Annotated in this window: 19 protein-coding genes, 2 tRNA genes, 1 pseudogene and 1 riboswitch; of the genes and pseudogenes, 9 read left to right on the forward strand and 13 right to left on the reverse strand. The window is 75.1% G+C overall.

Annotated elements, in window-relative coordinates; genetic code table 11:
* Nucleotides 1–9: 9 nt before the first annotated feature.
* Complete coding sequence (locus tag OG871_RS21040) at nt 10–219, forward strand: 4-oxalocrotonate tautomerase family protein (protein ID WP_371498515.1); 210 nt, start codon at nt 10–12, stop codon at nt 217–219.
* A 31-nt stretch (nt 220–250) separates the two neighbouring features.
* On the opposite strand, the gene OG871_RS21045 is transcribed toward OG871_RS21040, so the two are convergent.
* On the reverse strand, nt 251–541 hold the full coding sequence (locus OG871_RS21045) for a YiaA/YiaB family inner membrane protein (protein WP_371498516.1): 291 nt from the start codon (nt 539–541) through the stop codon (nt 251–253).
* A 217-nt stretch (nt 542–758) separates the two neighbouring features.
* Nucleotides 759–920, forward strand: a riboswitch (cyclic di-AMP (ydaO/yuaA leader).
* Between the two features lie 11 nt (nt 921–931).
* On the opposite strand from OG871_RS21045, the gene OG871_RS21050 reads away from it, so the two are divergent.
* Complete coding sequence (locus tag OG871_RS21050) at nt 932–1852, forward strand: M23 family metallopeptidase (RefSeq protein WP_371498517.1); 921 nt, start codon at nt 932–934, stop codon at nt 1850–1852.
* On the opposite strand, the gene OG871_RS21055 is transcribed toward OG871_RS21050, so the two are convergent.
* On the reverse strand, nt 1842–2711 hold the full coding sequence (locus tag OG871_RS21055; protein ID WP_371498518.1) for a hypothetical protein: 870 nt from the start codon (nt 2709–2711) through the stop codon (nt 1842–1844). The two genes, OG871_RS21050 and OG871_RS21055, sit on opposite strands and share 11 nt — an antisense overlap.
* Nucleotides 2712–2761: 50 nt before the next feature.
* Between OG871_RS21055 and OG871_RS21060 the strand changes: the two genes are divergently transcribed.
* Entirely contained in the window at nt 2762–3367 is a 606-nt protein-coding gene (locus OG871_RS21060) for a GNAT family N-acetyltransferase (RefSeq protein ID WP_371498519.1), read from the forward strand.
* A 55-nt stretch (nt 3368–3422) separates the two neighbouring features.
* The gene (locus tag OG871_RS21065) at nt 3423–4112 is read left to right on the forward strand and encodes a sensor domain-containing protein (RefSeq protein ID WP_371498520.1); all 690 of its coding nucleotides are present in this window, start codon (nt 3423–3425) and stop codon (nt 4110–4112) included.
* 859 nt (nt 4113–4971) lie between these two features.
* Here OG871_RS21065 and OG871_RS21070 read toward each other — a convergent pair.
* From OG871_RS21070 to OG871_RS21105, 8 genes are all read right to left on the reverse strand, one after another.
* A complete protein-coding gene (locus OG871_RS21070) occupies nt 4972–5988 on the reverse strand; it encodes a hypothetical protein (RefSeq protein WP_371498521.1) in 1017 nt (338 codons plus the stop codon).
* Between the two features lie 759 nt (nt 5989–6747).
* Nucleotides 6748–6821: transfer RNA gene (locus OG871_RS21075), tRNA-Met, on the reverse strand.
* 149 nt (nt 6822–6970) lie between these two features.
* Nucleotides 6971–7044: transfer RNA gene (locus OG871_RS21080), tRNA-Met, on the reverse strand.
* Between the two features lie 26 nt (nt 7045–7070).
* Nucleotides 7071–8330: a PrsW family intramembrane metalloprotease gene (locus OG871_RS21085; RefSeq protein ID WP_371498522.1), complete on the reverse strand. Its 1260-nt coding sequence runs from the start codon at nt 8328–8330 to the stop codon at nt 7071–7073.
* A 132-nt stretch (nt 8331–8462) separates the two neighbouring features.
* Nucleotides 8463–9215: a tRNA (guanosine(46)-N7)-methyltransferase TrmB gene (gene trmB, locus OG871_RS21090; protein ID WP_371503371.1), complete on the reverse strand. Its 753-nt coding sequence runs from the start codon at nt 9213–9215 to the stop codon at nt 8463–8465.
* Nucleotides 9216–9389: 174 nt separating this feature from the next.
* Entirely contained in the window at nt 9390–10625 is a 1236-nt protein-coding gene (gene lhgO / locus OG871_RS21095) for an L-2-hydroxyglutarate oxidase (RefSeq protein WP_371498523.1), read from the reverse strand.
* A 73-nt stretch (nt 10626–10698) separates the two neighbouring features.
* Complete coding sequence (locus OG871_RS21100) at nt 10699–12273, reverse strand: TROVE domain-containing protein (RefSeq protein ID WP_371498524.1); 1575 nt, start codon at nt 12271–12273, stop codon at nt 10699–10701.
* A gap of 653 nt (nt 12274–12926) precedes the next feature.
* A complete protein-coding gene (locus OG871_RS21105; protein WP_371498525.1) occupies nt 12927–14348 on the reverse strand; it encodes an MFS transporter in 1422 nt (473 codons plus the stop codon).
* Between the two features lie 683 nt (nt 14349–15031).
* On the opposite strand from OG871_RS21105, the gene OG871_RS21110 reads away from it, so the two are divergent.
* From OG871_RS21110 to OG871_RS21120, 3 genes are all read left to right on the forward strand, one after another.
* Nucleotides 15032–17167 carry an asparagine synthase-related protein gene (locus OG871_RS21110; protein ID WP_371498526.1) on the forward strand — a complete coding sequence of 712 codons (2136 nt, stop codon included), beginning with the start codon at nt 15032–15034 and terminating at the stop codon, nt 17165–17167.
* Between the two features lie 76 nt (nt 17168–17243).
* Nucleotides 17244–17738, forward strand: a complete 495-nt coding sequence (locus tag OG871_RS21115; RefSeq protein ID WP_371498527.1) for a universal stress protein — start codon at nt 17244–17246, stop codon at nt 17736–17738.
* Nucleotides 17739–17843: 105 nt separating this feature from the next.
* A complete protein-coding gene (locus OG871_RS21120; protein WP_371498528.1) occupies nt 17844–18536 on the forward strand; it encodes a DsbA family protein in 693 nt (230 codons plus the stop codon).
* 15 nt (nt 18537–18551) lie between these two features.
* Here OG871_RS21120 and OG871_RS21125 read toward each other — a convergent pair whose 3' ends face one another.
* The 3 genes from OG871_RS21125 to OG871_RS21135 all read right to left on the reverse strand — a co-directional run bounded on the left by OG871_RS21125 (nt 18552) and on the right by OG871_RS21135 (nt 21635).
* Nucleotides 18552–19076, reverse strand: coding sequence for an NPCBM/NEW2 domain-containing protein (locus OG871_RS21125; RefSeq protein ID WP_371498529.1), 525 nt, complete (start codon nt 19074–19076; stop codon nt 18552–18554).
* A complete protein-coding gene (locus OG871_RS21130) occupies nt 19070–20566 on the reverse strand; it encodes an RNA polymerase sigma factor (RefSeq protein ID WP_371498530.1) in 1497 nt (498 codons plus the stop codon). The genes OG871_RS21125 and OG871_RS21130 overlap by 7 nt, the downstream gene beginning before the upstream one ends.
* 220 nt (nt 20567–20786) lie before the next feature.
* Nucleotides 20787–21635 (reverse strand): TetR/AcrR family transcriptional regulator, encoded by an 849-nt coding sequence (locus OG871_RS21135; protein ID WP_371498531.1) that lies wholly within the window; start codon nt 21633–21635, stop codon nt 20787–20789.
* 385 nt (nt 21636–22020) lie between these two features.
* On the opposite strand from OG871_RS21135, the gene OG871_RS21140 reads away from it, so the two are divergent.
* Both OG871_RS21140 and OG871_RS21145 read left to right on the forward strand, forming a co-directional pair.
* A complete protein-coding gene (locus OG871_RS21140) occupies nt 22021–23361 on the forward strand; it encodes an NAD(P)/FAD-dependent oxidoreductase (RefSeq protein ID WP_371503372.1) in 1341 nt (446 codons plus the stop codon).
* A gap of 163 nt (nt 23362–23524) precedes the next feature.
* A pseudogene (locus tag OG871_RS21145) lies at nt 23525–24775 on the forward strand (PP2C family protein-serine/threonine phosphatase); the annotation flags it as partial.
* Between the last annotated feature and the right edge of the window lie 206 nt (nt 24776–24981).

Below are 24981 nucleotides of genomic sequence, written 5' to 3' on the forward strand. Positions count from 1 at the left end.
GGAGGCGTCGTGCCCTTCATCAACGTCAAGCAGCTGTCCGGACGGAGCGACGAGCAGAACGCCGAGATCGTCCGGGCCCTGACCGAGGCCTACGCCACGGTCACCGGCGTGGACCCGGAGAAGATCTGGGTCGCGGTCGAGGAGGTCCCGGCCACCCACTGGTCGGCCGGCGGCGAGACCTTCGCCGCACGGAAGGCGAAGGCCGCCGAGGTCGGCTGAGCCGCGCTGCGGAGCGCGGCCGGGGCGGGAGTCAGGCCCCCTCGATCCGGAACGGGTCGTGTTCGGCCAGCAGCTTGTCCAGCCGGGCCTGGTCCACCCGGGTGGTCAGCTCGTCGGCCTCCTGCCGGTCGCGGATCACCTTGGCCAGGGTGAACGCCGAGGTGATCTCGTACAGCAGGCCGACGGCCAGGAAACCCCGCATCCAGGAGTCCACCGGGAGATAGGCGATCCCGGCGGCGAGGGCGGCGGTGGCGAGGGCGAAGGAGATGACGGCCTGGACGAAGTACGCGGCCGTGGTCCTGGACTGCATCTTTGTGCTCATGTCGAAAGGGTCTCCAAGTCCCTTTCCCGGCACATGAGTACGGATACTCAACCGGTCGGTAGCAGTCCGTCACGGGCGTCGGCCCGAAAGCGGGCGAACCGCCCCCGGGCGCCCGGCCGGGTCGCATTCTCTCCGCCGAGGCGCTTGGAATCATGGGGCGCATAGGATTAACTTTCGATAACGCAGCGCGGTACGAAACGCCGTACCCAGACGGCACCGTGCGCCATCGCTCAATCCGCGGGCACGCCTTCACCGGCGGGCCCGGGGAGCCGGGGAACCACGTTCCTTGGGGTGAATCGGCCAGGCCCAGGCCAGGCCGTAGGAGACCTTCCTGCTCCGAACCCGTCAGCTAACCCGGTCGGCGAGAGGGAAGGAAAGGAGCACGCCTCCGTGGCGTCGACGCACCCGCTCCAGGGCACGGCCGCAGGGATCCAGCTGCTCGACCACCCGGTCCCGGTGGGCCCGGTCCACCCGGTGGACCAGAACGCCGACCCGGCCCGGCACCGGATGCCCCGTCAGGCCAGGAGCAGCGGGCCACTGCTCGGCGTCACCGCGATGACCGCGGCCCTCAGCGCCACCGGCTTCGCCGCCGCGTCCTCCGCCCAGGCCGCCCCCGCGCCCACCCCCGCCCCCGCCGTCTTCGCCGCCGACTCCTTCGACCAGGACCAGGCACCGGCCGCCGCCCAGGCGCCCGCCGCCGACCCGGGCCTGGCCCTCGCCGCCCGGATCCAGCAGCAGGCCGACGGCCGGAGCAGCGCCGAGGAGACCGCCCGGCTCGCCGCCGCCCAGGAGGCCGAGGCCAAGCGCGCCGCCCAGCAGGTCCAGGTCCAGCCCTCGGTCCAGGTGCAGGCCCAGCCCTCGGTCCAGGCCCGGCCCCCGGTGCAAGCCCGGGAGCAGGCCGACCACGCCCCGCGGGTCGCGCTCGCCCCGCCGGTCGCCGACTACACCCTGAGCGCGCACTACGGGCAGTCCGACTCCTACTGGTCGCACCTGCACACCGGGCTCGACTTCGCCGCGCAGACCGGCGCCCCGGTCACCGCCGTCGCCGCCGGCACCGTCACCTCGGCCGGCTGGTCCGGCGCCTACGGCTACCGGGTCATCCAGACCCTGCCGGACGGCACCGAGGTCTGGTACTGCCACCTCTCCCGGATCGCCACCGCCGACGGCCCGGTCGCCCCCGGTACCGTGCTCGGCGCGGTCGGCGCCACCGGCAACGTCACCGGCCCGCACCTGCACCTGGAGGTCCGCCCCGACGGCGGCGCCCCCGTCGACCCGCTCGCCTGGATGCAGGCGCACGGCCTCAATCCGTAGGCTCCTGGACGGCCGACGCCTGGTCCGCCAGGTACGCCTCGATCTCGTCGTTGCCCGGCTCCGGCGCCAGGTCCGGGTACTCCTCGACCAGCAGCGCCGGCAGGCCGGGCACCGTCCACTCCCCGTACAGCCGCAGCGCCTCCACGGCCACCGTCGCCTCGAAGCCCTCGAAGTCCCCGGAGAGCTCCTCGGGCATCGGCCGGCCGAGCGCCGTCAGCTCGGCCAGGTTCCGGTAGCTGCGCTGCATCAGGCCCTGCTCCAGCAGCAGCCGCGCGCCGTCCGTCGCCATTCCGATCATCAGCAGCCGGGTCGGCCCCCAACCGCCGTCCCGTTCCTCCGCGTCCAGGCCCGGAACCGCCGCGAACGCCTCCAGGCGCTGCTGCTCCGGCAGCTCCCGGAAGGCGTCCAGCCAGGCACGCACCGCGTCCGGGTCGGCGGTGTCCACGCCGTCCGCCCACAGCAGCAGGGCGTACAGCCGGGGCCAGGTCACCAGGTCGGCCCGCCGCAGCAGCCCGCACAGCACCTCGCCCTGCCACTCGGCCTCCGCGCGCAGCCGCTCGTACCGCTTGGTGTTCAGCCGGCGTGCCGCCCGCTGGTGCTCGATCAGCAGCAGCACCGCGGCCCCGTACGCCGAGGGGTCGCCGCCGGGCTGGACGTACAGGTAGAGCCGCTCGTACAGCAGCTGCTCCAGCAGCGCCGAGCCCAACTCCGGGTAGCCGTCGTGCATCCGGGCACCGCTGAGCTCCAGCAGCGCCAGCACCGTCCGCACCGCCTCCTCGGGCACGCCCTCCTCGGCCGCCGAAGCGATCAGGTCGGCGGCGCGGGTGTGTGGAATGAGCTGCAGGTCTTCGTCGTTCACGGACAAACCGTAGCCGGTGCCGCAGACCCCGACGGGTAGGGTCGGCGGACATGGACCCAGTACGGCTGACCGGCCCCCGCCTGATCCTGCGCGAGTTCGACCACACCCAGGCGGAGGTCGCCGGCCTGCACGCCGTCTTCGGAGACCCGGAGACCGCCCGCTACCTGCCGTTCGAGCCGCGCGACCTGGAGGACTGCGCCGACCAGATCGAGCAGTACCTGGACGCCGCCGAGCAGCGCCCCCGCACCGAGTACCGCCTCGCCGTCGCCCGGCCCGCCGACGGCGAGGGCGCGCCCCTGGTCGGCACCGCCGCCCTCACCCTCGAAGGCGACCGGGCCGCCGTCCTCGGGTACGCGCTGCGCCGGGACACCTGGGGCCACGGGTACGCCGGCGAGATCGTCACGCTGCTCTGCGGATTCGGCTTCCACACCCTTGGCCTGCACCGGCTGGCCGCCCGTACCGACCCGGGCAACGCCGCCTCGGCCCGGGTGCTCGCCCGGGCCGGTTTCCAGCTGGAGGGCCGGATCCGGCACGAGCTGAACCGGGCCGGCCGCTGGCTCGACGGCATGCAGTACTCGCTGCTGGAGCACGAGTGGCCCGCCGGGGGTGGGGACAACCCCACCCCCGATCCGGCAGCGGACCGGATACTCCGCTGAGCCCCCGTTCGGCATCGTGGACGTCGTGAGAACGGACGACTTCGAGGGGCCTGAGATGACCGCCAGCACCAGCCCGTACAGCCACCCCGTGACCCCGCGACCGGCCTTCTGGCGGGCGCCGTTCAGCGCCTCGACCTACCGCGAGGTCGGCTTCGTCCTCACCGGGCTGCCGATCGCGCTCCTCGGCTTCGTGTTCGTGGTGGTCCTCTTCTCGCTCGGACTCGGCCTGGTGGTCACCGCCCTCGGCCTGCCGGTGCTGGCCCTGATGCTGACCGCCTCCCGTGGCCTCGGCGCCCTCGACCGGGAGCGCGTGCGCACCCTGCTGGACACCCCGGTGACCGCACCCGGTCCGCTCCGGTCCGGCCGGCGCGGCTTCTGGGGCGGCGTCACCGCCCGGCTGGCCGACCCGGCCGGCTGGCGGGCCGCGCTCTACCAGGTCCTGATGCTGCCCTGGGCTATCGCCAGCTTCGTGATCACCGTGGTCTTCCTGGTCACCGGCTGGGTCGTCGCCCTCTACCCGGCCTACCACTGGGTCTTCGAGCGCTACCTGGACTGGCCCGGCTACCGGGTCGTCGAGTTCACCAACGGCAAGGGCGAGTACTACGCCTACTACGTCACCTCGCCGTACCAGATCGCCGCGGTCTCGGTGGTCGGAATCGCCCTGGTACTGCTCACCCCGAAGATCGTCCACGGGCTGACGAGCGTGCACCGCCTCGCCGTGCGCGGCCTGCTCGGCGCCCGCTGACCCGGCCCGTACGCCTCCGGCAGCCGCTGACCCGGCCCGTACGCCTCCGGCTCCCCGCCCGGGAGCACCCGTTCGGCGGGTGCCGGAGGGCGGCCCGCGCCACCCCGTGATCGGCTGGGACGGCCCGTCGCCCGCCGTGCGCGAGCGAGCCCCGAGTCAGGAGCAGCCGTGTCCGTGCTGGTCACCTCCCGCCCGCTGGACGAGTACTGCGGGCTGTTCGGCCTCACCCGCAGTGAACTGCGCACCCTTCCCGGGCCGGTCCTCGACTGCCCCGGCGGCGCGTCCGGGCTGGTCGCCGAGGCCCGGGCGCTCGGCTGCCGGGCGATCGCGGTCGACCCCGGCTACGCCGTCCCGCCGCCCGCGCTGGCCGCGCTGGCCCGGGCCGGCCGGGAGACGATGGCCGCCGCCATCCGGGCCGAGCCCGCCCGCTACCTCCCCCGGGAGTCCCGGGCCGACCGCTACCTGCGCAGCTGGGACCGCTCCCGGCGGCTGTTCGCCGCCGATGCGGCCGTCCACCCGGAGCACTACGTGGCCGCCGCGCTGCCCCGACTCCCGTTCGCGGACGGCGCGTTCGCGCTGACCCTCAGCAGCTACCTGCTGTTCGCCTACCCCGCGCTGTTCTCCCCGGCGGAGCAACTCGCCGCCCTGCGCGAACTGGTCCGGGTCACCGACCCGACGGGTGAGGTCCGGATCCACCCGCTGCACGACTCCACCGGCCGGCCCTACCCGCGACTGGACGCGCTGCGCGCCGAACTGGGCCGCCATCAGGTCGCCACCGAGATCAGGCGGTACGGACGGCCCGGCACCCACCGGGTGCTGGTCCTGCGCGCGGCCGACCACCGCCGCCGGGCGGCCGGGCTCAGCGCGGGGCGGGCACGGCCGGATCGGGTACGGTCGGATCGGTCGAGGTCGGACCCGCCGGGCCGGCAGCGTCCGGAGCGGGCCCGGCCGGGCCGGTCCCGGCGGGCAGCTGCTCGGGCAGCACCCTGAGCACGTCCTCCGCCACCGCCCGGCGCCGTGAATACGGCGGCACGTTACGGGAGTTGCGCATCTTGTAGCGGACGGCGTCGCGCAGTGCGCCGCGCTGCTCGGGAGTGAGGTCGGGCAGGTCGGCGGCGGCGCGGGCCGCCAGCAGGGCCTGCAGCAGTTCGAAGGCCGAGAGGTGGCGGTCGATCGCGGTGATCACCAGGTCGAGGTTGCCCGCGTCGGGAGCGCCCTGCAGGAGGGCCAGGGCCTGCACGCGCAGGCCCTCCACCCCGGTCTGGAACAGATCCCGGACCTGCGCGGCGCTGAAGCCGAGCGAAGGGGCCGCGACGACGGTCTTGTTCACGGAGTCGGCCAGCGTCTGCCGGTCGGCCGCGGACAGCGCCCGGGCCAGCAGCAGCCGGGTGAGCAGCCAGCCGGTCAGGAAGCCGACCACGCTGAAGTACACCCCGAGCGCGGCCGCGAAGCCGGCCGCCCCGGGACCGCCGCCGACCACCGGGGCGAGCGCCCGGCCCAGCTCCCGCAGGCGCTGCGGCACCGTGCCGATCTGGGTGAGGCCGGCCCCGAGGAGGATCTTGGTGAGCCAGTCGGAGACCTGCTCCAGGTTGGTGTTGGGCGCGTAGCTCGCCGTGGAGGTCGCCGCCCGGTCCTCCGGATGCGCGGCGGCGCCGCTGGTCAGCAGTTTCGGCACACCGAACAGGAAGCCGAGCAGGCCGCCCGCCACCGAGAAGGTCGCGGCCACCATCAGCCCGCCGCCGAGCGCCGCCGCCCAGTGCGGCGCTGCCGCGGCGAACAGGGCGAGGCCCAGCACCCCGGCCCCCAGGACTCCGGCCAGCGCGATCTTCACCGCCGGCACCGGCTCGCCGCCGCGTTCGAGCTCCACCGACTCCACCCCCGTACGGTCCGTCAGGTCGCTGCGACTGTAGCGGATTACGCGCCGGGGACGGCAGCACTCGTCGGGGTGAGGCCGTGACCGATCGAGGACGTACCGCCCTGGTCCTGGTGGACCTGCGGACCCGGATCGTGGAACTCCCGCTCGCCCCCGGCCCGGGGGATGGCCGTCGGGGAGCACACCCACGCCGTCCGGCGCGCCTTCCCGCGCTTCGGCGCCGTCGTCGCCCCCGCCGAAGCGGCCCGCCTGCTCGATCCGGCAGCGGGCGTCCCCGGACTCCCGGTGTCCGACCACCGCGGCCTGCCGCAGGCGGGCACCCGGGTCCCGGCTGCCGTGGCCGACCGGGTCCGGACAGCAGGCGGCCCGTGGGCTGCTCTCCTCGGCGCCGGGCCCGCGAGGGGCCCTGGCGGCCGAGGCACCGGGGATGTACCGGTGAGCCCACGGGCCGGGTGACTGCTTGGGTCTGCGCCTGCCGCCGGAGGCCGTACGCGCCTCTTCTGCACAGGCAGGGGCGGCTCTAGCGAGCAGCCACCTCACGCATCCTGATGGAACTCAATTCAGGATCACCTCCTTTCAGTGTGCCGCCACTGTAGGCACGCTCCTCGGAGGAGGGCAACGGTTTTTCGGGGCGGCGGGAGCGCGCCGTTTTCTCGATCTTCGTGGCCGTTCCCCGCGAAAAGGGGCGGGGGCGGCGGAGGGCGCGGCGGGGGAACGGCGAAGGCCCGGCAGACTGGCTGCCGGGCCTTCGTTGCTACTGAGTAGCGGGGACAGGATTTGAACCTGCGACCTCTGGGTTATGAGCCCAGCGAGCTACCGAGCTGCTCCACCCCGCGTCGGTGAACCTGACAGTACGGGAGTGGCGGGCAGAAGGGAAATCCGATTCCCGTCGGTGCCCGCGAAAAGGGGCGGGGGCGGCGGAGGGCGCGGCGGGGGAACGGCGAAGGCCCGGCAGACTGGCTGCCGGGCCTTCGTTGCTACTGAGTAGCGGGGACAGGATTTGAACCTGCGACCTCTGGGTTATGAGCCCAGCGAGCTACCGAGCTGCTCCACCCCGCGTCGGTGAACCCAACAGTACGGGACGGTCAAGCGGAAGGGAAATCCGATTCCCGCCCGGGCGCGGCCGCGGTGCGGACCGGCTGCCGGGAGGCCCGGGTCCTGGCCCAGACCGCGAAGCAGACCAGGGCCGCGAAACAGGGCACCATCACCAGGGCGTAGACGAGCAGGAAGCCGTCCGTGCCGAGCCCGGCCGCCGCGTTCCAGCTGCCGTGCAGGGTGATCGCCAGCAGCAGCCCGGCCGGCGCGGCCAGCCGGGCCGGCCAGCGGCGGGCGGTGGTCAGGGCGATCGCGATGCCGAGGCCGGTGAGCGCGGTGAACAGCGGATGGGCGAACGGGGAGAGCAGACCGCGCAGGACGAAGGTGTGCACGGTGCCGTCGAAGTCCCGCAGGCTCGGGGGCTCGCCGAGGCCGATCGAGTCCAGCCGGGCCTGCTGGTCGTCGGTGAAGGCACGGCCCAGGTAGAGGGCGTTCTCGGTGAAGGCGAAGCCGCTGGCGGTGATCGAGCCGAGGACGGTGCCGGCGGCCAGCGTGCGCGGGCTGGAGCGGGCCCGCCGCCCGGGCGGTGCGGGTCGGAAGTACGGGAGCGGGCGCAGCCGGGCCCGGGCCCGCCGCGGGGGCACCGGGGGCCGTGGTGAGCCGTCCGGCCGGATCGCGGACAGCTGGCGGGCGAGCAGGGCGCAGGTGCGCTCGGTGCGGCAGCGCAGCCGGCGGTGGAAGGGCAGCAGGAGCAGCAGCAGGGCGGCGGCCTTGGCGCTCTCCTCGATCAGCGGGGTGGCGAACTCCGCGACCAGGGTCTCGCCGCGGGCCGTGCCCTGGTGGGCGATGAGGAAGTCGCTGGCCCAGCCGTTGGCCATGATGGCGACGGTGGTGGCCGCGCAGGCGCCCCAGGCGAGGCAGAACAGGATGTGCCGCAGCGGCACCCTGGCGGTGCGGTTCAGCCAGGCCAGCGAGCCGAGGACGAAGGGCAACGGCAGTATCGCCAGGGCGAGGCCGACCAGGAGCCCGGTGGTGCCGGTCTGCCGCTGGACGAGGTGCAGGATCAGCACCCCGGAGCCGGCCAGCGCGCCGGCGGCGAGGGCCGAGGACAGCGCCGGGCGGCGCAGCGAGGTCAGGCGGTGCAGCAGCCGCCCGGCCTGCGGGGGCAGCGGTACGGCGGCCCGCCGCACCCGCGGCCCCGGGATTCGCCGGGTGCCGGTGGTGTGCGTGGGCCGGTCGGCGGCGGCGCCGGCGCCCGCAGCGGGAAGGGAGACCGTTGCGGGCGCGCTGCCGCCGGACGGACAGCTCACGCCGAAAGCGTAGGCGACCCGGTCGGCCGTGCGGGAGAGTGCGGAACAAGCCGCGTCAATCCACCCACCTGTGGTAACGCTGTGCGGATGTGGTGCCCGTGACCTGCGTCGGCGGTGGGCCGACGGGTGTGCTCAGCGGCGGCGGAACAGCAGGTCGTGCACGACGTGCCCCTTGGCGAGGCCGGCCCGTTCGAACTTGGTCATCGGCCGCCAGCCCGGCCGGGGCGCGTAGCCGGGGACGCTGCCGGTCGGGTGCTCGGCGGGCTCCAGCCAGCCGGTGCCGTCGCCCTCGGGGTGCAGGTTCTCCAGCTCGGGGGAGGCGCAGAGCACGCGGAGCATCTGCTCGGCGTACTCCTCCCAGTCGGTCGCGCAGTGCACCAGGGCGCCGGGCGCCAGGCGCGGCAGGACCAGCTCCAGGAAGGACTCCTGGATCAGGCGCCGCTTGTGGTGCTTGGGCTTGGGCCACGGGTCGGGGAAGTAGACCCGCAGACCGGCCAGCGAGGCGTCGGGGAGCATGTCGCGGAGCAGGATGACGGCGTCGCCGGCGGCCAGCCGGACGTTGCGGGAGTCGTCGCGCTCCAGGAACTGCAGCAGGTTGCCGTGGCCGGGGGTGTGGACGTCGGCCGCGAGGATGCCTGCGGTCGGGTCGGCGGCGGCCATGGTGGCGGTGGTGTCGCCCATGCCGAAGCCGATCTCCAGGGTGACCGGCCGCCCCTCGAACAGCTCGACGAGGTCCAGCGGGGTGCCGTCGATCGCGAGGCCGTACTGCTCCCAGCCCCGGTCCAGCGCGCCGGCCTGGGCCTTGGTCATCCGTCCGCGGCGCGGCTGGAAGCTGCGGATGCGGTGCTCGCGGTGCTGCTCCTCGGTGGCCTTGTGCGGGTACATCGGCGCCGGGTAGCCCGCGGGGGCGGCGGAAAGCCGGGCCGAGGGGCGCAGCTCGGTCTCGGGCGAGACGGTCTCGGTCAGCTGGGGGGAGGCGGTGGCAGTCACAATCGGCCAAGTCTAAAGGGGCGTGCGCAGGGCCGGGGCGGCGCGTGACGCATTCCTCACCTCGGACGGTCAGCCGCCCGCCTCCAGCGCGGCCAGCGCCCGGCGGGCCACCTCGCGGCCGATCGCCAGGGAGGCGGTGGCGGCGGGGGAGGGGGCGTTGAGGACGTGCACCGTGCGGCGGGCGGAGGCGGCGTCGGCGGGGTCGAAGCCGGCGAACGCGAAGTCGTCCAGCAGCGAGCCGTCCCGGGCCACGGCCTGGGCCCGGACGCCCGCGGTGGCCGGTACCAGGTCGGCGGCCGTGACGGCGGGCAGCAGCCGCTGCACGGCGGTGGTGAAGGCGCGCTTGGACAGCGAGCGGTGCAACTCGCCGATCTCGTAACGCCAGTGGCGCCGGGCGATCTGCCAGGTGCCGGGGAAGGCCGCCGTCTCGGCCAGGTCGCGGAGCTTGAGCGTGCGCCAGTCGTAGCCCTCGCGGGCCAGCGCGGGGACGGCGTTGGGGCCGACGTGGACGTCGCCGTGGACGCCGCGGGTGAGGTGGACGCCGAGGAACGGGAAGGCCGGGTCGGGCACCGGGTAGACCAGGCCGCGGACCAGCGCCCGGCGGGCTTCGGTGAGTTCGTAGTACTCGCCGCGGAACGGGACGATGCGCACCCCGGGGTCGTCGCCGGTCAGCCGGGCGATCCGGTCGCTGTGCAGGCCGGCGCAGTTCACCAGGACGCCGCAGCGCAGTTCGCCGGAGGAGGTCTGCACCGTCACCCCGTCGGGGCGCCGGACCACCGCGCGCAGTTCGGTGCCGGTACGCAGTTCGGCGCCCTTCTCCTCGGCGAGGCGCGCGTAGGTGCGGGCCACGGCGGGGAAGTCGCAGATGCCGGTGGTGCCGACGTGCAGGCCGGCGATGCCGGTGACCTCGGGCTCGTGCTCCCTGATGCCGTCGGGGCCGAGCTCGGCGACCGGGATGCCGTTCTCCCGGCCGCGCTCGGCCAGCGCGGCCAGCCGGGGCAGTTCGGCGGCGCCGGTGGCCACGATCAGCTTGCCGGTCACCTGGTACGGGATGCCGTGCTCGCGGCAGAACTCGACCATCTCGGCGGCGCCGCCGGTCGCGTACCGCGCCTTGAGCGAGCCGGGGCGGTAGTACACGCCGCTGTGGATCACGCCGCTGTTGCGGCCGGTCTGGTGGGCGGCGAAGTCCGGTTCCTTCTCCAGCAGTGCCACCGCCAGCCCGGGCCTGGCCCGGGTCAGCGCGTACGCCGTGGACAGTCCGACGATCCCGCCGCCCACCACCAGCACATCGACGTCGTAACCCACCGCAGCCCCTTCCGCCGGCTCCCCGAGGCGATGCTTTCACGGCGGGGAGCCGGGGGTGAGGGTTTCGGGTCCGCTACCGCAGCCAGGGCCAGTCGGCGTCCCGGCCGGACTCCAGCAGCGGGATCAGCCGGAACGCGGAGTCGCCCAGGCCGCCGAAGGTGTGGCGGCCGGCGGTGCCGGACGGCGCGTGTCCGGTGCGGTAGCCGGCCAGGTTCCAGGTGTAGACCGGGATGTGGCCGGGGACGGCGTCGAGCGGGTCGCCGTGCCAGGTGCCGTAGGCCTGCTCGTCGGTGACGACGACGACCCGGTCCTGGCCGCGGTAGTGGCTGCGCACCGCACTGGCGGTGTCGGTGCCGCCGAGGTCGCCGAAGCGCTGCAGCGTCGTCAGGACCGAGTCGCCCCGTTCGAGGTCGAGCCGGTTGCTGGTCGAGCCGAACTGCACCAGGTCGGCGTCGGCGGCCCGGAGGGCCAGTGCCGTGCCGAAGATCGCCGCCGAGTCGGCGCGGTTCAGCTGGGTCTGTGCGCTCGGGCGGTCGAACATGGAACCCGAGCGGTCGACCAGGACGAGGGTGCGGCCCGGCAGCGCCGGCACGTTGGCCAGCGAGTGGCCGAGCGCCTGCTCCAGCGGGTACGCCCAGCGCAGCGACGGCGCGTGCCGGTACGCGGCCAGGTAGCGGAACGGGAACTGCCGGGACCGCCGGACCTCGTCCGGGTCGGCGATCCGCCGGGCGACCTGCGCGGCGACCTCGTCCGAGACCCCGGCCCGGTCGAAGTTGCGCAGGTTGCGCAGCAGCGCCATGGAGCCCATGGACGGAATGATCGCCTCCCAGACGGCGGCGTCCAGCGGGCCCTGCAGCCAGCCGGCCAGTGCCTCCCAGGTGAGACCGGCGGCGGCCAGCCGCTCGGCGCCGCCGGGGCCGGTGACCAGGGCACGCCGGTCGGCGAGCGGTGTGGCGAGCAGGTCGCGGTTGGCGGCCAGCAGACCGTCCCCGACGGGCGGCAGGGCCTCCTCCGGGCGGTGCCGGCGGTCCAGCGCGTACCGGAACAGCTCGCTCTGCCACGGCCGGTCGGGCGGCGGCGAGGGGTGCGTCAACTCCAGTACGTCGCCGAAGCGGTAGCCCTTGGACGCGGTGTCGTACTTCAGCAGGGAGCGCCCGGTGTACAGCCGCCGGGCGGCGTCCGCGACGCCGCGCTTGAGCGGCTTCGGCAGGCTCCGGCCGTACCGGGACGTCCAGTACGCGAGCAGTTCGCCCGGCTCGTCGGCGCGCTGCAGGACGGCGTCGACGGCCTGCCGGGAGTGTCCGGCGGCGCCGGCGTCCAGCCGGGCCCGGGTGAACTCGGCCGCGCCGACCAGGGACGCGGTGCGCAGGAAGGCGTCGGAGCGCAGCCAGCGCAGCAGGCCGAGGGTCCACTCGGGATCCTCGACGGCCAGGGCGCGCACCAGCGTGGTGTAGCGGTCGTCGCGGTCGCCGCCGCGTTCGTAGAAGGTGTCCTGGCCGACCAGGTTGGCGACGGCCAGCAGGAAGAGCTCCGACTTCTCGTCCCGGAGGTGGCCCCTGCCACCCTGGTGGTTGGCGGTCACCTGCCCGGTGGTCGCCACGGGCGAGGACGGACCCGCCTTGGTGCGCCGGGTGTTGAAACGAGACATGCGGAAATCCCCCTGCTGGAAAAGGAAGTGGGGAGGCCGGCCGGCGCGCCCGAGGTCGAATCGGCAGTGGTCGGTCGAGAATCGGCTTCACCGCACCCCCGGAAGGGTGCTCCACAGAAGTAACCACGGCCTGCGCACCGGGCGCACCGGCGCTGTGCCTCCCGAGATCTGAGAGCGGGAACCGGCGGTTTCGTTGGAGGAAGTAGCCGGGACCCTGCGCACCGGGAGGTGCGGACATGCTGTTCAGGAATGGTGTCCAGAGAACCGGGATCGGCCGAGGCGTTTGCTATTGCTCTCCCGGACTGAGCTACACCGGCCGGAGCCGGCGGCGGGAATCGAACCCGCGACCCATAGATGAAGAAGTAGCCTCTGCCTGCGCACCTGGACGGTACGACGGTAGCCATTCGACTGCCGTGCCCGCACCCGGATTTCGGCCGCCGCCGGAGCGGGTGCGTTCGTGCTTTCCTGAAAATGGTGTCCGGAGGACGGGAATGCGGCGGGGGCATTGTGTCTGGAGCTCTACCGCTGAGCTACACCGGCCCTTCAGCCGGTGACGGGAGTCGAACCCGCGCACGCCAGAATCCGAAGGAGCCCCCACCCGCGCACCCGGACGAGGACGACGGTAGTCGCCGCCCGCCGGGCCCGCACGCGGATTACCCGGAGGCCGTCAGGACCAGCCGGGCCCGCTCCGCCAACTCCCGGACCCGGCGCTCGTCCTGGTACGGCTCCAGCAGCCGCAGCATCTCGACCACGTACTCGCGGCTGCGGTGCGAGGAGATCCGGCCCGCGACCTCGACGGCCCGCTCGCCGGCCGCGACCGCGGCATCCAGGTCGCCCGCCTCGGCCTCGGCCATCGCGGAGACGAACAGCCGCAGCCCGTGCGAGCGGACGTACCCCTCGGTCGGCCGGGCCAGCGCCTCCCGGGTGAAGTGCCGCACCTTGGCCGGGACCCCGAGATCCCGGAAGCACTCCGCCGCGTCCGCGGCCAGCCGGTCGTAGGCGTAGAAGTCGATCCAGGTCGGGTCCGGATCCCCGGGCCTGGCGCGGTCGAGCGCGATCTCGGCGGCCGCCAGCGCCGCCGAGCAGGCCGCTGCCGAGCCCGCCTTCGCGTGGGCCCGGGCCTCCACCAGGTGGAAGAAGCTCATCGTCCGCGCGGTCGCCAGCCCCCGGTTGCGCTCCAGCGCGGCCTGCGCCAGGTCGATCGCCTCGTCGGGGAAGTTCCGGTAGGCCGCCTGCAGGCTCATCGAGGCCAGCACATAGCCGCCCAGCGGCACGTCGCCGGCGGCCCGGGCCAGCCGCAGAGCCTGGATGTAGTACCGCTGCGCGGCCTCGTGCTGGCCGGTGTCGAAGGCCATCCACCCGGCCAGCCGGGTGAGTTCGGCCGTCGCGCCGAACAGCGCACGGCCGACCGCGTCGCTGTACGAGGCCAGCAGCAGCGGGGCGGCCTCCACCCGCAGGCACTCCGGCACCATGGACGAACGCCAGTCCCCGCCACCGTACTTGGAGTCCCAGCGGCGGGCCTCCTGGGCCGCCTCGCGGAGCTTGGCCGCGTCCGCGTGCCCGACCCGGTAGCCGGAGAGGTCGGGTACGAGGGTCTCGCGGGCCACCGAGCCGTCCGCCGGGGTGATCAGCCAGCGGGAGACCGGGGTCGCGTACGCCGAGACCGAGAACGTCCCCGCCAGGCTGTCGCTCCACCGCCCGCCGCCCGGGCCGCGCCGCAGGTCCAGGTCGACCCGCCACAGCTCGGTCGCCGAGCGCACCGCCTCCGGCACCTCGCGCGGGAATTCCAGGCCCAGTTCCGGGGTCGGGTGCGAGTCGGCCAGGCCGATCTCCTCCAGCGGCACCGGCCGGCCCAGCTTGTTGCCCAGGGCGGTGGCGATCAGGTGGGGCACCGGGCGCTGCGGCACCATGCCCTTGGTCACCCACCGGGCCACCGAGGTCTTGTCGTAGCGGAGCGTCAGTCCGCGCTGCGCGCCGAGGTCGTTGACCCGGCGGGCGAGACCGGCGTTGCTGATCTGGGCGAGCGACAGGAGTGCGCCGAGCCGTTCGTTCGGCCCTCGTGAGCTGACGGTCATGGTGGCGGTGGCACCCCCGGGCGACGTCGTGCGCGGATGGCGGGCGAGCGGCAGGGCGGCGTCGGCCCGTTGTGCGGGTGTCCGCTCCCGTACTGCTGCACCTAGCGTAGTCGTCCGGGTTCCGAGGGTTAAGAGTCTGCATTCCGGATGGCGGGATCGCGCGCCCGCGCGACCGGTGGGGAACCGGCGGTGGGAGGGGCCCGTGCGCCCCGGCCGGCCGTCTGCGGAGGGCCGTGCTCCGGTCCTGTGCCGACGTGCGCCACCCGTGCTCCCTGGCTCACAGGGGCAGGTCGGCGATTCGCTGGACGCCGTGGAACGGCCCGTCGCCGAGGACCCGGCGGGCCGGGGGAAACCACCGCCTACGTCCCCGCGGGCGGTGGTGGGTCCGGGAGGGCATGCGGATGCCCTCCCGGGCTGTGCGGCGCCTTTCGGCCATCCGGCGATGTCCATGCCACGGGCCGCCGGACGGCCCTTCCTGTGCCACACCGGGGGCGGCCCGGGTCACGGAGGGGGAGGCCCGGACCGCCCGCCGCGGGACGATCCGCCGCGCCCGCGCCCGGCCCCGCCGAACTCACCTCCGCAACACGGGTAACCGGCGGCCCGTCCAGTGGCACGATGTCTCCTGACGGCGCGTCCGACCCGCACCACGCACGCGCCCGATCCCCTCGGCAGGCGGAGGCGCGATGCGGTGGCTCACCGGCTGGAGCGGTTCCCCTGGCACCGGGAACCCGGCCCTGGCCGCCGTGCGACCACTGGCCGGCACCGCGCTCTGGGGCGGGCCCAACCCGCTCTGGGCGGTGGGGGACTGGCGCCCGGACGAGATCCGCCTGGCCACCCTGCGCCCCGGCGCCCCCGCCACCGTCCGCACCGGCCCGCAGCCGGACGACCCCACCGACCTGGACTCCCCGGCCACCCTGCGGCTCGCCGTGGTCGGCCACTGCGGCGCCTCCGACGCCGAGATCGCCGCCGGACTGGCCGCCGCCCGCGGCGGAGCCGTCCGCCACCTCACCAGCTGGCCCGGCAGCTACATCGTGGTGCTGCGCGCGGGCGTCCGCAGCACCGTCCTGCTCACCGACCTGGCCGGCCTGCAGCAGGTCTTCCACACCCCCTGGTGCGGCGGCACCGCGTACGCCACCGCCGCCCTCCCGCTCGCCGACCTGGTCGCCGCCCCGCTCGACCCGGACCATCTCGCCGCCGTCCTGGCCGTCCCCGAGGCCGCCGAGGTGCTGGGCACCGGCACGCCGTACGCGGGCGTCCACCGGGTGCCGGCCGGCCACACCCTCGGCATCCGCAGCGGCCGCCCCTACACCGCCGGGTACGAGCCGGAGACCGGCGACGGCCGCTGGACACGGGACGAGGCGCCCGCCGTCCGGGAGCTCACCCGGGCGCTGCTGGAGGCCGTCCGCTGCCGGGTCAGGACCGCCACCCCGGCCACTCCCGGCAGTCCGCAGGAGCGCCCCCGGCTCGGCGTCGACCTCTCGTACGGCACCGCCTCCGCCACCGTCGCCCTGCTCGCCGCCGCCGTGCCGATCGGGCCCGCCGCCGCGGCCGCCGCGCCCCCGGCGGCGACCCCGCCGGTCAGGTCCGGCGCCGTGAAGGGCTCCTGGGCCCGCGGACCGGTCCCGCGGGACGAGGCGGCCACCCCGGAGACCCTCGCCGCGGTCACCCTCGGCGAGAGCGAGCGGCCGGCCCTCGCCGTCGACGCGCCCAGGCTCCGCCACGTCGTGCTGCCCCCGGCCCTCCCCTACGCCGAGCTGGTCGACCCGCCGGCCGAGGCCCCGGCCGGGCCGCTCACCGACGAGCCCGGCGCCGCGCTGCTCGCCGCCGGTGCCGACGGCAGCCGCTTCCGGGCCGGCGGGACCGACCACCTGACCGGCTACGGCGCCCGGCACGTGCTGGACGGCCACCCCGCCCGCCTCGCCGACCTGATCCGGCTCGGCCGCTCCCGCGAACTGCTCGGACCGGTCGCCGCCCTCGCCGGGGCGGACCGGGCCGCCGCCGGGGCCCTGACCGGGGCCGTGCGGACGCCGGTCACGGTGCTGCGGGCCGCCCACCGGCTGGCCCGGGCCGGCTACGCCGACGCCCTGGACGACCTGGCCGTCTCCCTGACCCTGCGGCAGGTCCCCGAACCGGGGCCGACCGCGGGCGCCGGCTCGGCCGCCGCGCTGGCCTGGGCGGTACCCGGCCCGGCCGCCCGCTGGCTCTCCGACCACGCGCTCGCCTCGGTCGCCCAACGGCTGCGGATCGCCGCCCGCGGCGGCGCCCCCACCGAGCTGCCGGGTGCCCGCCGGGCCAGGCTCGCGCTGCACCGGCACGCGGCCGGCTACCGCACCCTGGTCCAGGCCGCGGAGCAGCACGGCCAGCGTCTGCACGCGCCGTTCCTCGACAACCAGGTGGTCCGGGCCGCCCGGCTGCTGCCCGACGAGGTCCGGCTGCAACCGGGCGCCCGGCACGCACTGCTGCACGCCGTCCTGACCGGCGCCGGCCGCACCGACCTGCCCGCGGACTGGGGCCGCGGCCCCCGCCCCGACCGGGCCGCGCCGGCCTGCCGGGGCCTGCGGCTCGCCGCCGACGGCCTGGCCGAGCTCTTCGACCGGCCGCTGCTCGGCGAGGCCGGTCTGATCGACCCGGCCGCCGTCCGGGCCTCGCTGGGCCGGGCCGCCGCGCCCGGCGCCGCGCTGCCGCCGGGCACGCTGGCCGGCCTGGCCGACCTGATCGCCGCCGAACTCTGGCTGCGCCGGGTGGCGGCCCGCCGGCACGGCTCCTGCTGGACCGGCCTGCCGCCGGCCGAGCGGCGCGCCCTGGCCCGCCCGGCCTGATCCGGGCGCGTCCTGCGGGGGCCGGCCGGGCCGATCGGTGATCCTGGCCTGATGGTCCGTCACCCGGGAGGCCGCCGTGCGAGAACCGTTCCCCGTGCTCGGTGAGCCGCCCGCCGCCGGGCGTCCGGGCATCCTGGCCGCCTGCGACGGCTCGGACGGCTCGCTCTGGGCCCTCGACCGGGCGATGACCGAGGCGGAGCTGTTCCGGCTGCCGCTGTACGTCCTCGCGGTGGTCAACCCGTCCCCGACCGGCTACCCGCCGGGGATGGAGGAGCTGGTGCACGAGAGCGTCGAGCGGCTCACCGAGAGCATGGCGGACGGGCTGCGCCGGGCCGTCGGCACCGTCCAGTCCGCGCGCGAGCGCCCGTACGGCGGCGAGCTGTCGCTGCACGTGGTGCTCGGCAACGTGGTGGAGGTGGTGCTGGCCTGCACCGCCGGGCAGCACACCGCGGTGCTGGGCACCCGGGGCAACGGCGGCTTCACCCGGCTGCTGCTCGGCTCGGTCACCTCGGCGGCGGTGCACCACGCGGCCTGTCCGGTCCTGGTCGTCCCGGCCCCGCCGGCGGGCTGACGGCCACGGTGGCCTGCCGCGGTTCGTGGACGTCGGGGAATGCCGCTCAATGGTTGAGCGTTCATCTTCTCGTTCAGCCCCACACGGACAGGAGCCCGTCCCCCGATGAAGGTCGAAATCTACAGCGACATCGCCTGCCCCTGGTGCTACCTCGGGAAGCGCCGGTTCGAGCAGGCGCTGGACCGCTTCCCGGGGAAGGCCGACGTCGAGGTGGTCTACCGGCCGTACCAGCTGGTGCCGGACGCCCCCGCGAGCGCGAGCCCGCACCGCGCGTGGCTGGCCGATCGCTACGGCCCGCAGTCGGTCGCGATGGACGACCGGGTCACCGAACTGGGCCGGGCCGAGGGCGTCGCGTTCGACTTCGACACCGCGCTGCACGTCAACACCTTCCTGGGCCACCGGCTGCTGCACCTCGCCGAGACCGAGTACGGCGCCCCCGCGCAGTCCCGGCTCAAGGAACTGCTGCTCAAGGCCCACTTCAGCGACGGCGTCGACGTCGGTGACCGCGCCGAGCTGACCGAACTGGCCGTCGCCGCCGGCCTGGACCGCGACCGGGCCGCCGGGTACCTGGCGGGCGAGGAGGGCGCGGCCGAGGTCCGCGCCCGGCTGGCCGAGGCCCGCGAGCTCGGCATCAGCGCCGTGCCCACCTTCGTCTTCGAGGGCAGGTGGGCCGTCCAGGGCGGCCAGGAGGCCGACACCTTCCTGCGGGTCCTGGAGCAGGTCGCCGCGGACACCGCCGCCGAGAGCGCCGCCCCGGCCGAGGCGCACGGCTGCACGGACGGGGCCTGCGCGGTCTGACCGGCCGCCGGCGCCCTACGCGCAGGTGAAACGGGCGTCCGCCCAGTCCGCCACGTCGATCAGCGACCAGCTGCCGGGGGCCGGGGTGACGACCAGGCGGATCGAGGTCTGGCCGGCCAGGTCGGCCCGTACGGGGACCGGCCGGTCCCACGGCCCGATCCGCTGCGAGCGCCACAGCGTGCGGCCGTCCCCGCCCTCGACGCTGAACACCACCGGCCCGCCGCCCGCGCCCAGGTCGTCCAGCCCCGCCACCGCCTCGAAGGAGGAGCAGGAGCGGTTGAGGTCGACCTTCACCCGGGACGGCACCCCGACCGACAGCGCGTGCCGGTACAGCGCACCCCGCATCCGGACCGCCGGGCGCTGCACCACCGGGTCGCCCCTGCGGATCACCGGCCCGGCCGGCGTGTCCCGGCGCTCGCCGCCGCCGAACGGCAGCTGGTCGAGCCAGAAGTCGGTCGGTGTGGGCGGGGGAGTGACGGGCGGCACCGACGGCGTCGGCTCCACCGGCGGCACCGGCACCGACGGCGTCGGCGTCACCACCGGCGGCACCGGCACGGGCGCCGCCGACGACGCGACCGGGGGCTCCGGCGCCGGCGACGGGCTCGCCGCCACCCTCGGCCTCGCCGCCGGCACCGGGGCGGCGCCCGGCTCCGGCACCGGGGACGGGCTCCCGCTCGGGGTGGGCGACGGTGCCGGGGTGGGCGCGGGCTCCGGCGCGGCCGGCGGCGGCAGCGCGGGGAGGAGACCGACGCGGCCGCGACCGGCGGCCGCGGATCGGGCCCGGACGCCAGCGCGTAGGCCGCGACCGCCGCGGCGGCCATCGCGACCCCCGCCGCGATACCGGCCTTCGCCACGACCCCGAGGCCTTCCCCCGCCACCACACCGGCCATCGAGCCGGACGAGCCCGAGACCCCCGCGGCCCCGGCCGCGCCACCGGCGACCCCGCCCGTCTGCGCGCCCGCGGCGGCCCCCGCCGCCACCGCGCCGCCGATCGCGGCCCCGGCGCCGACCGCGGCCGCCGCGACCGTGAAGTACCCGGCTCCGACCCAGAGCAGCACACCACCGGGCAGCACCGCCCGGAGGCTGTGGTTGATGTCCGACAGCTCCAGGTACGCCGCCGTGCAGCGGTCGCACTCCTGGATGTGCCGGCCGACCTCGCCCGAGGCCCGCTTGCGCAGCGACCCGCGGGCGTACGAGCCCAGCCGGTTGGCGTACGCCGCGCAGCCGGACTCCTGGCTGCCCGACACGTGCGCCTGGAGGAAGGCGGCGGCCAGCCGGTCCCGCGCCCGGTGCGCCTGGACGGCGGTGGCGTTGGCGGTCTTGCCGATCAGGACGGCCACCGTCTTCGGCGACTCCCGCTCGACCTCGGTGTGCCAGAGCACCAGCCGGTCGTCCTCGGGCAGTTCGACGAAGGCCTGCATCACCATCCGCTGGTCCGCGAACGCCATCGCCCAGGCGTCCGCACCGGGGTCGGCCAGGTCGAACTCCACGGCGGCCGCCGAGGTCCGGGCGAACGTGCTGAAGTCGTCGACCAGTTGCTCGCGCCGCTCGGAGCGGGTCCAGGCGGCGGCGACGTTGCGGACGGCCGTCAACAGATAGGCGCGGACGGCGAACTCCGGTCCCTTGCCCGCACGCAGGGCCTGCAGCGTCCGGGCGAACACCTCGCCGGCGAGGTCCTCGGCGGTGAAGCTGTCGCGGCAGCAGGTCCGCGCGTAGCGACGGACGGAGTCGGCGTGCCGGCGGTAGATCTCCTCGTAGGCCAGGTCGTCGCCGGCCCGCACCCGGGCGGTCAACTCGGCGTCCGAGGGCGGGCGCTCTCCGTCCACCGGGTCGGCCGGCGCGGGGACCACGGCCCGCGCCGGCGGCACCCCGGTGACGAAGGCCTCCGGGGTGACGCCGCCCCGGCCGGCCGGGGCCTGGCCCGGCACCCGGCCGGCCAGCGACTCCCGGGCGGGTGCCCCGGCCTGGTCGGGCACCTGCCCCGGCACGCCGTGGCCGAAGCCGTGGTCGTTCTGATCGTCAGCGCTCAACGCATCCCCCGTGTGCCGAACCGGGGCGGCCGGAGTCGGGCTTGTGCGGACCTGGTCCGTGTGCGGGGCAGCCCACCGAGCGGAACGGCACGCAACGGGACAATGGCTCCAACCACGGGCAAAGAATGGCATAGCGCAGTGGCCATCGGTAGCCGAGCAGGGCGTCACCCACTCTTCCGGGCAACGGGCCGACGGTCTGTTCGGGCGCCTACTGCCGTGCTCAGCGCGCTCTCAGGCCCTGCAGCAGGATCAGCAGCAGGCGGTCCGCCGGGGCGTCGTCGGGTTGACCGGCCGACGTCCGGACGGGGACGGCGTGCACCGGGACGGCGGCCGTCAGCACCAGCACCACGTCCGAGACCGTCACCCCCGGCCGCAGCTCGCCCGCCGCACCGGCCCGGGCCACCAGCGCGGCCAGCAGGTGCAGCAGCAGCCGCGGATCGGCGTCCGGCGCGGCCTCCTCGGCGGGAGCCCCGACCGGCAGGACCCCGGGCTCGGCCCCGAGCGGGCCGGCGAACTCGCCGCCGAGCGCGGCGGCCGACCGGCCCTCGAAGGAGGCGTCCAGTGACCGGCGCTGCTCGGGCACCCGGCCGATGTCCTCCGCGTACCGGAAGGACTCCGGCGGCAACAGCCGTCCGGCCCCGGACTCGACGGCCCGGGCCAGGAAGCCCGCCAGCGCCTCCCAGGGCCGGGCGTCGCCGTACAGCGACTCCCGGGCCTGTGCGGTCAGCCAGCCGACCTCCTCGGCGGCGATCCGCTGGACCAGCACCTCCTTGCTCGGGAAGCGCCGGTAGACGGTGCCCACCCCGACCCCGGCCCGCCGGGCCACCTCCTCCATCGGCGCGTCGTAGCCGAGCTCGCCGAACACCTGACGGGCCGCCCGCAGCACGCTCTCCAGGTTCCGCCGGGCGTCCACCCGCAGCCGGGACGCGGCCCCCCGCCCGCCGGGCGGCTCGGCCGCGGGCGTGAACTCCCCGAGCCGCTCGGCCCCGGCGGGCCCGCGCTGCTCGGGCACCGCACGCCGGCCGACCGGGGGCAGCGTCCGCCCCGCCATCTGTTCCTGATCAGTCATTCCAACCCTCCCCCGCAGGTGCCCGTCCCGGGCACCTGTTGCGGACTGCGCACCCCCCGGTGCTCGCACCGACGCCCGCGTCGTCCGCCCGATGTCTGCGCACTACCCTTCCCCGGTTGTCCCCGGTGCAGTCCAGGGGCTGTACCGGGTGGTCCCGGGCAGACCGAACCAATCGTTGGTCCAGTGCACAATCCGACCATAGTTCAAGGAAGTTCGGGGCAGAAGTGGCCGAAACTCGGCCACCGCCGGAAACCTGGCGCCTTTCCGACACATCAGTCCCACCCGATCCGGTCTGCACTGTGGACAAGAGGGCCCTCCGCAGGGCGTCATATGGGGACGTGAACCGGATCACAGCGGCCGGAGGTGCCCCATCAGGATCCTGATCATCGGTGGCGGATGTGCCGGCCTGACCGTCGGCCTCCGACTCCAGCAGACGCTCCGCCCGCGGCTCCGGTCCGGCGAGGACGAGATCACCGTGGTCGAACCGCAGCCCTACCTCACCTACCACCCGCTGCTCGCCGAGGTGGCGGCCGGCACCATCGACCCCCGGCACGTGGTCGTCCCGCTGCGCCGCACCCTGCCCGACTGCCGGGTGCTCACCGCCCGGGTGACCCGGGTCGACCACGCCGGGCGGCGGGTGCGGATCGACGCCGCGCCGCCGGGCGAGCAGGGCCTGACCACCGAACTCCCCTACGACCTGCTGGTGATGGCCCCCGGATCGGTCTCCCGGACGGCTCCCGTCCCCGGCCTGGCCGAGCACGGGCTGGGGTTCGCGTCCGTCGGCGAGGCCGTCGGCCTGCGCAACCACGTACTGGAGCAGCTCGACCTCGCCTCCACCACCCGCGACCCCGAGCTCCGTCAGGCCGCACTGACGTTCGTCTTCGTCGGGGCCGGCTACGCGGGCGTCGGGGCACTCGCCGAGCTGGAGGACATGGCCAGGTACGCGGCCAAGGGCTACCACAACCTCGACGCCGACGACCTGCGCTGGGTGCTGGTCGAGGCGACGGACCGGATCCTCCCGGAGGAGTCCGCCGAACTGGCCGCGCACACCCTCGCCGAGCTGCGCGAACGAAGTATCGACGTCCGGCTGGCGACCACCCTGGAATCCGCCGCGGACCGGCTGATGACCCTCTCCGACGGCAGCACGTTCGCCGCCCGCACGCTGGTCTGGACGGCGGGCACCCGTCCGGCGCCGCTGCTGAACGCGACCGACCTGCCACTGGACGGAAACGGCCGGATCCGATGCCTGCCCACCCTGCAGGTGTCCAGTCCCGACGGCAGGCCGGTGCCGGACGCCTGGTCCGCCGGCGACTGCGCCGCCGTCCCCGACCCCGCCGCCGACGGATCCCCCTGCGCGCCGAACGCCCAGCACGCGCTGGCCCAGGCGGAGCTGCTGGCGGCCAACGTCCTGGCCGCCCTCGGCGGTCGGCCGCTCCTCGACTACCGGCCGGAACGGCAGGTCTGCTCCACCTCGCTCGGCGTCGGCCGGGCGGTCGCCCACACCGGGCGCGGCCACCTCACCGGCCGCCGTGCCTGGTGGCTGCACCGGGCCCGCCACCTGCGGCGGATGCCCAGCGCGGAGCGGCGGGTGCGGATCCTGACCGACTGGCTGCTGGCGGGGCTGTTCCGTCGCGAGGTGGTCTCGCTGGGGTCCGTCGAGCACCCCCGGGCCGAGTTCGAGGCAGGCTTCGCCGACGATCGTTTCCACCCGGGACCAGGGCGGTGAACGCGCCGCGATGACGGTACGACTTCCGAAACCACGAGGTGGCCTGACAGGATCTGCCCAACCGGGTCATCACGTCGTGTACCCGGGCGTACGCAAGAAGTGATGATCTGAAGAATGCCCGCCGAGTGAAGACCTGCACCCGAACCGAGGAAGCGGCCGACGTTTGAACCTCATGCGCTGGAGCGCCCGGCTCACCGGAGCCCCGCGGCGTGCCGTTCCCCCGAGCAGCACCGACGAGCCGGTCACCGTCCCCGGCCCCCGAGACCCGGCCGTCCCGCCGGGCCTCCTCGACGCCCGCGACCTCGAACACCTCTACGACCTGCGGGACGTCCTGCGCCGGCTCCCCGCCCCCGTCGCCGTCACCTACGGACCGCAGCACCAGCTCGGCTACGCCAACCGCGCCTACCGGGAGCTCTTCGGAGCCCGGACCAACGGCCCGCCGGCCGCCGAGGCGCTCCCGGAGCTGGCCGCCCTCGGCGTCCTGCCCCTCCTCGACCAGGTCCTGCGCAGCGGGCGCCCGCGCAGCGTGAAGTCCCGGGCGATCCTCAGCCTGGGCGGCAACCGCTACTACAACATCTCCTGCGTCCCGCTCGGTGCGCAGGCGGAAGGCGCCACCCCGGTCGGCGTCCTGATCTTCGCCGCCGAGGTGACCGACCAGGTCCAGGCGGCCCTGCGCCTGCGTGAGGCCGAACGCCGCCAGCGCCAGGCCGCCGTCACCCTCCAGCGCAGTCTCCTCCCGCAGAAGCTGGAACAGCCCGCCGACCTCCGGGTCGCGGCCACCTACCAGCCAGGCGGAGCCGACGCGGCGGTCGGCGGTGACTGGTACGACGTCATCGGCCTCGGCGGCGGCCGCACCGCGATGGTGATCGGCGACGTCATGGGCCGCGGCATGCGCGCCGCCGCCGTGATGGGACAGCTGCGCACCGCCGTCCGCGCCTACGCACGGCTCGACCTCCCGCCGCACGAGGTCATGAGCCTGCTCGACGGCCTCGCCATGGAGATCGACGCCAACCAGATCGCCACCTGCGCCTACGCCGTCTGGGACCCGGACACCAGCAGCCTCACCTACGCGTCCGCCGGCCACCTGCCCTTCCTGCTGCGCTGCCCCGAGGGCACCGTCCTGCAGAGCGAGGAACTGAACGGTCCGCCCCTGGGCACCGGCAGCGGTACCCACGTCTCGCACACCCTGCGCCTGCTTCCCGGGACCACCGGCGTCTTCTACACCGACGGCCTGGTCGAGCGCCGGGAGGAGGACATCGACAACGGGATCGACCTGCTGTCGCGCGCCCTGAGCGGTGCGGCCGGCACTCCCGACGTCATCTGCGCCCGCCTGCTCCGGGCCATGGGGGTCACCGCGGAGCACGACGACGACGTCGCCGTGCTGGCCTTCCAGCTGCCACTTGACTCTCCTCCCGAGGATGCCTAAAGTTCTTCGAGCTGCCCGTCTCTGGGAGCACCGGACACGTGTTCTACGCGGACGGTCCCGAGGCAGCCAATCCCTTGAACCACACTTCTCGTCCCACTGGGTCGCGCTCTGTCGCGTCCCGGTGTGAATTGGCGTGCGCGTTTATATGGATTGCGGTTGGATTCGCTTTTCGGAGTGGGGTTCGGCTAGAGTTT

It is taken from the genome of Kitasatospora sp. NBC_00374, assembly GCF_041434935.1.
Lineage (GTDB): Bacteria > Actinomycetota > Actinomycetes > Streptomycetales > Streptomycetaceae > Kitasatospora.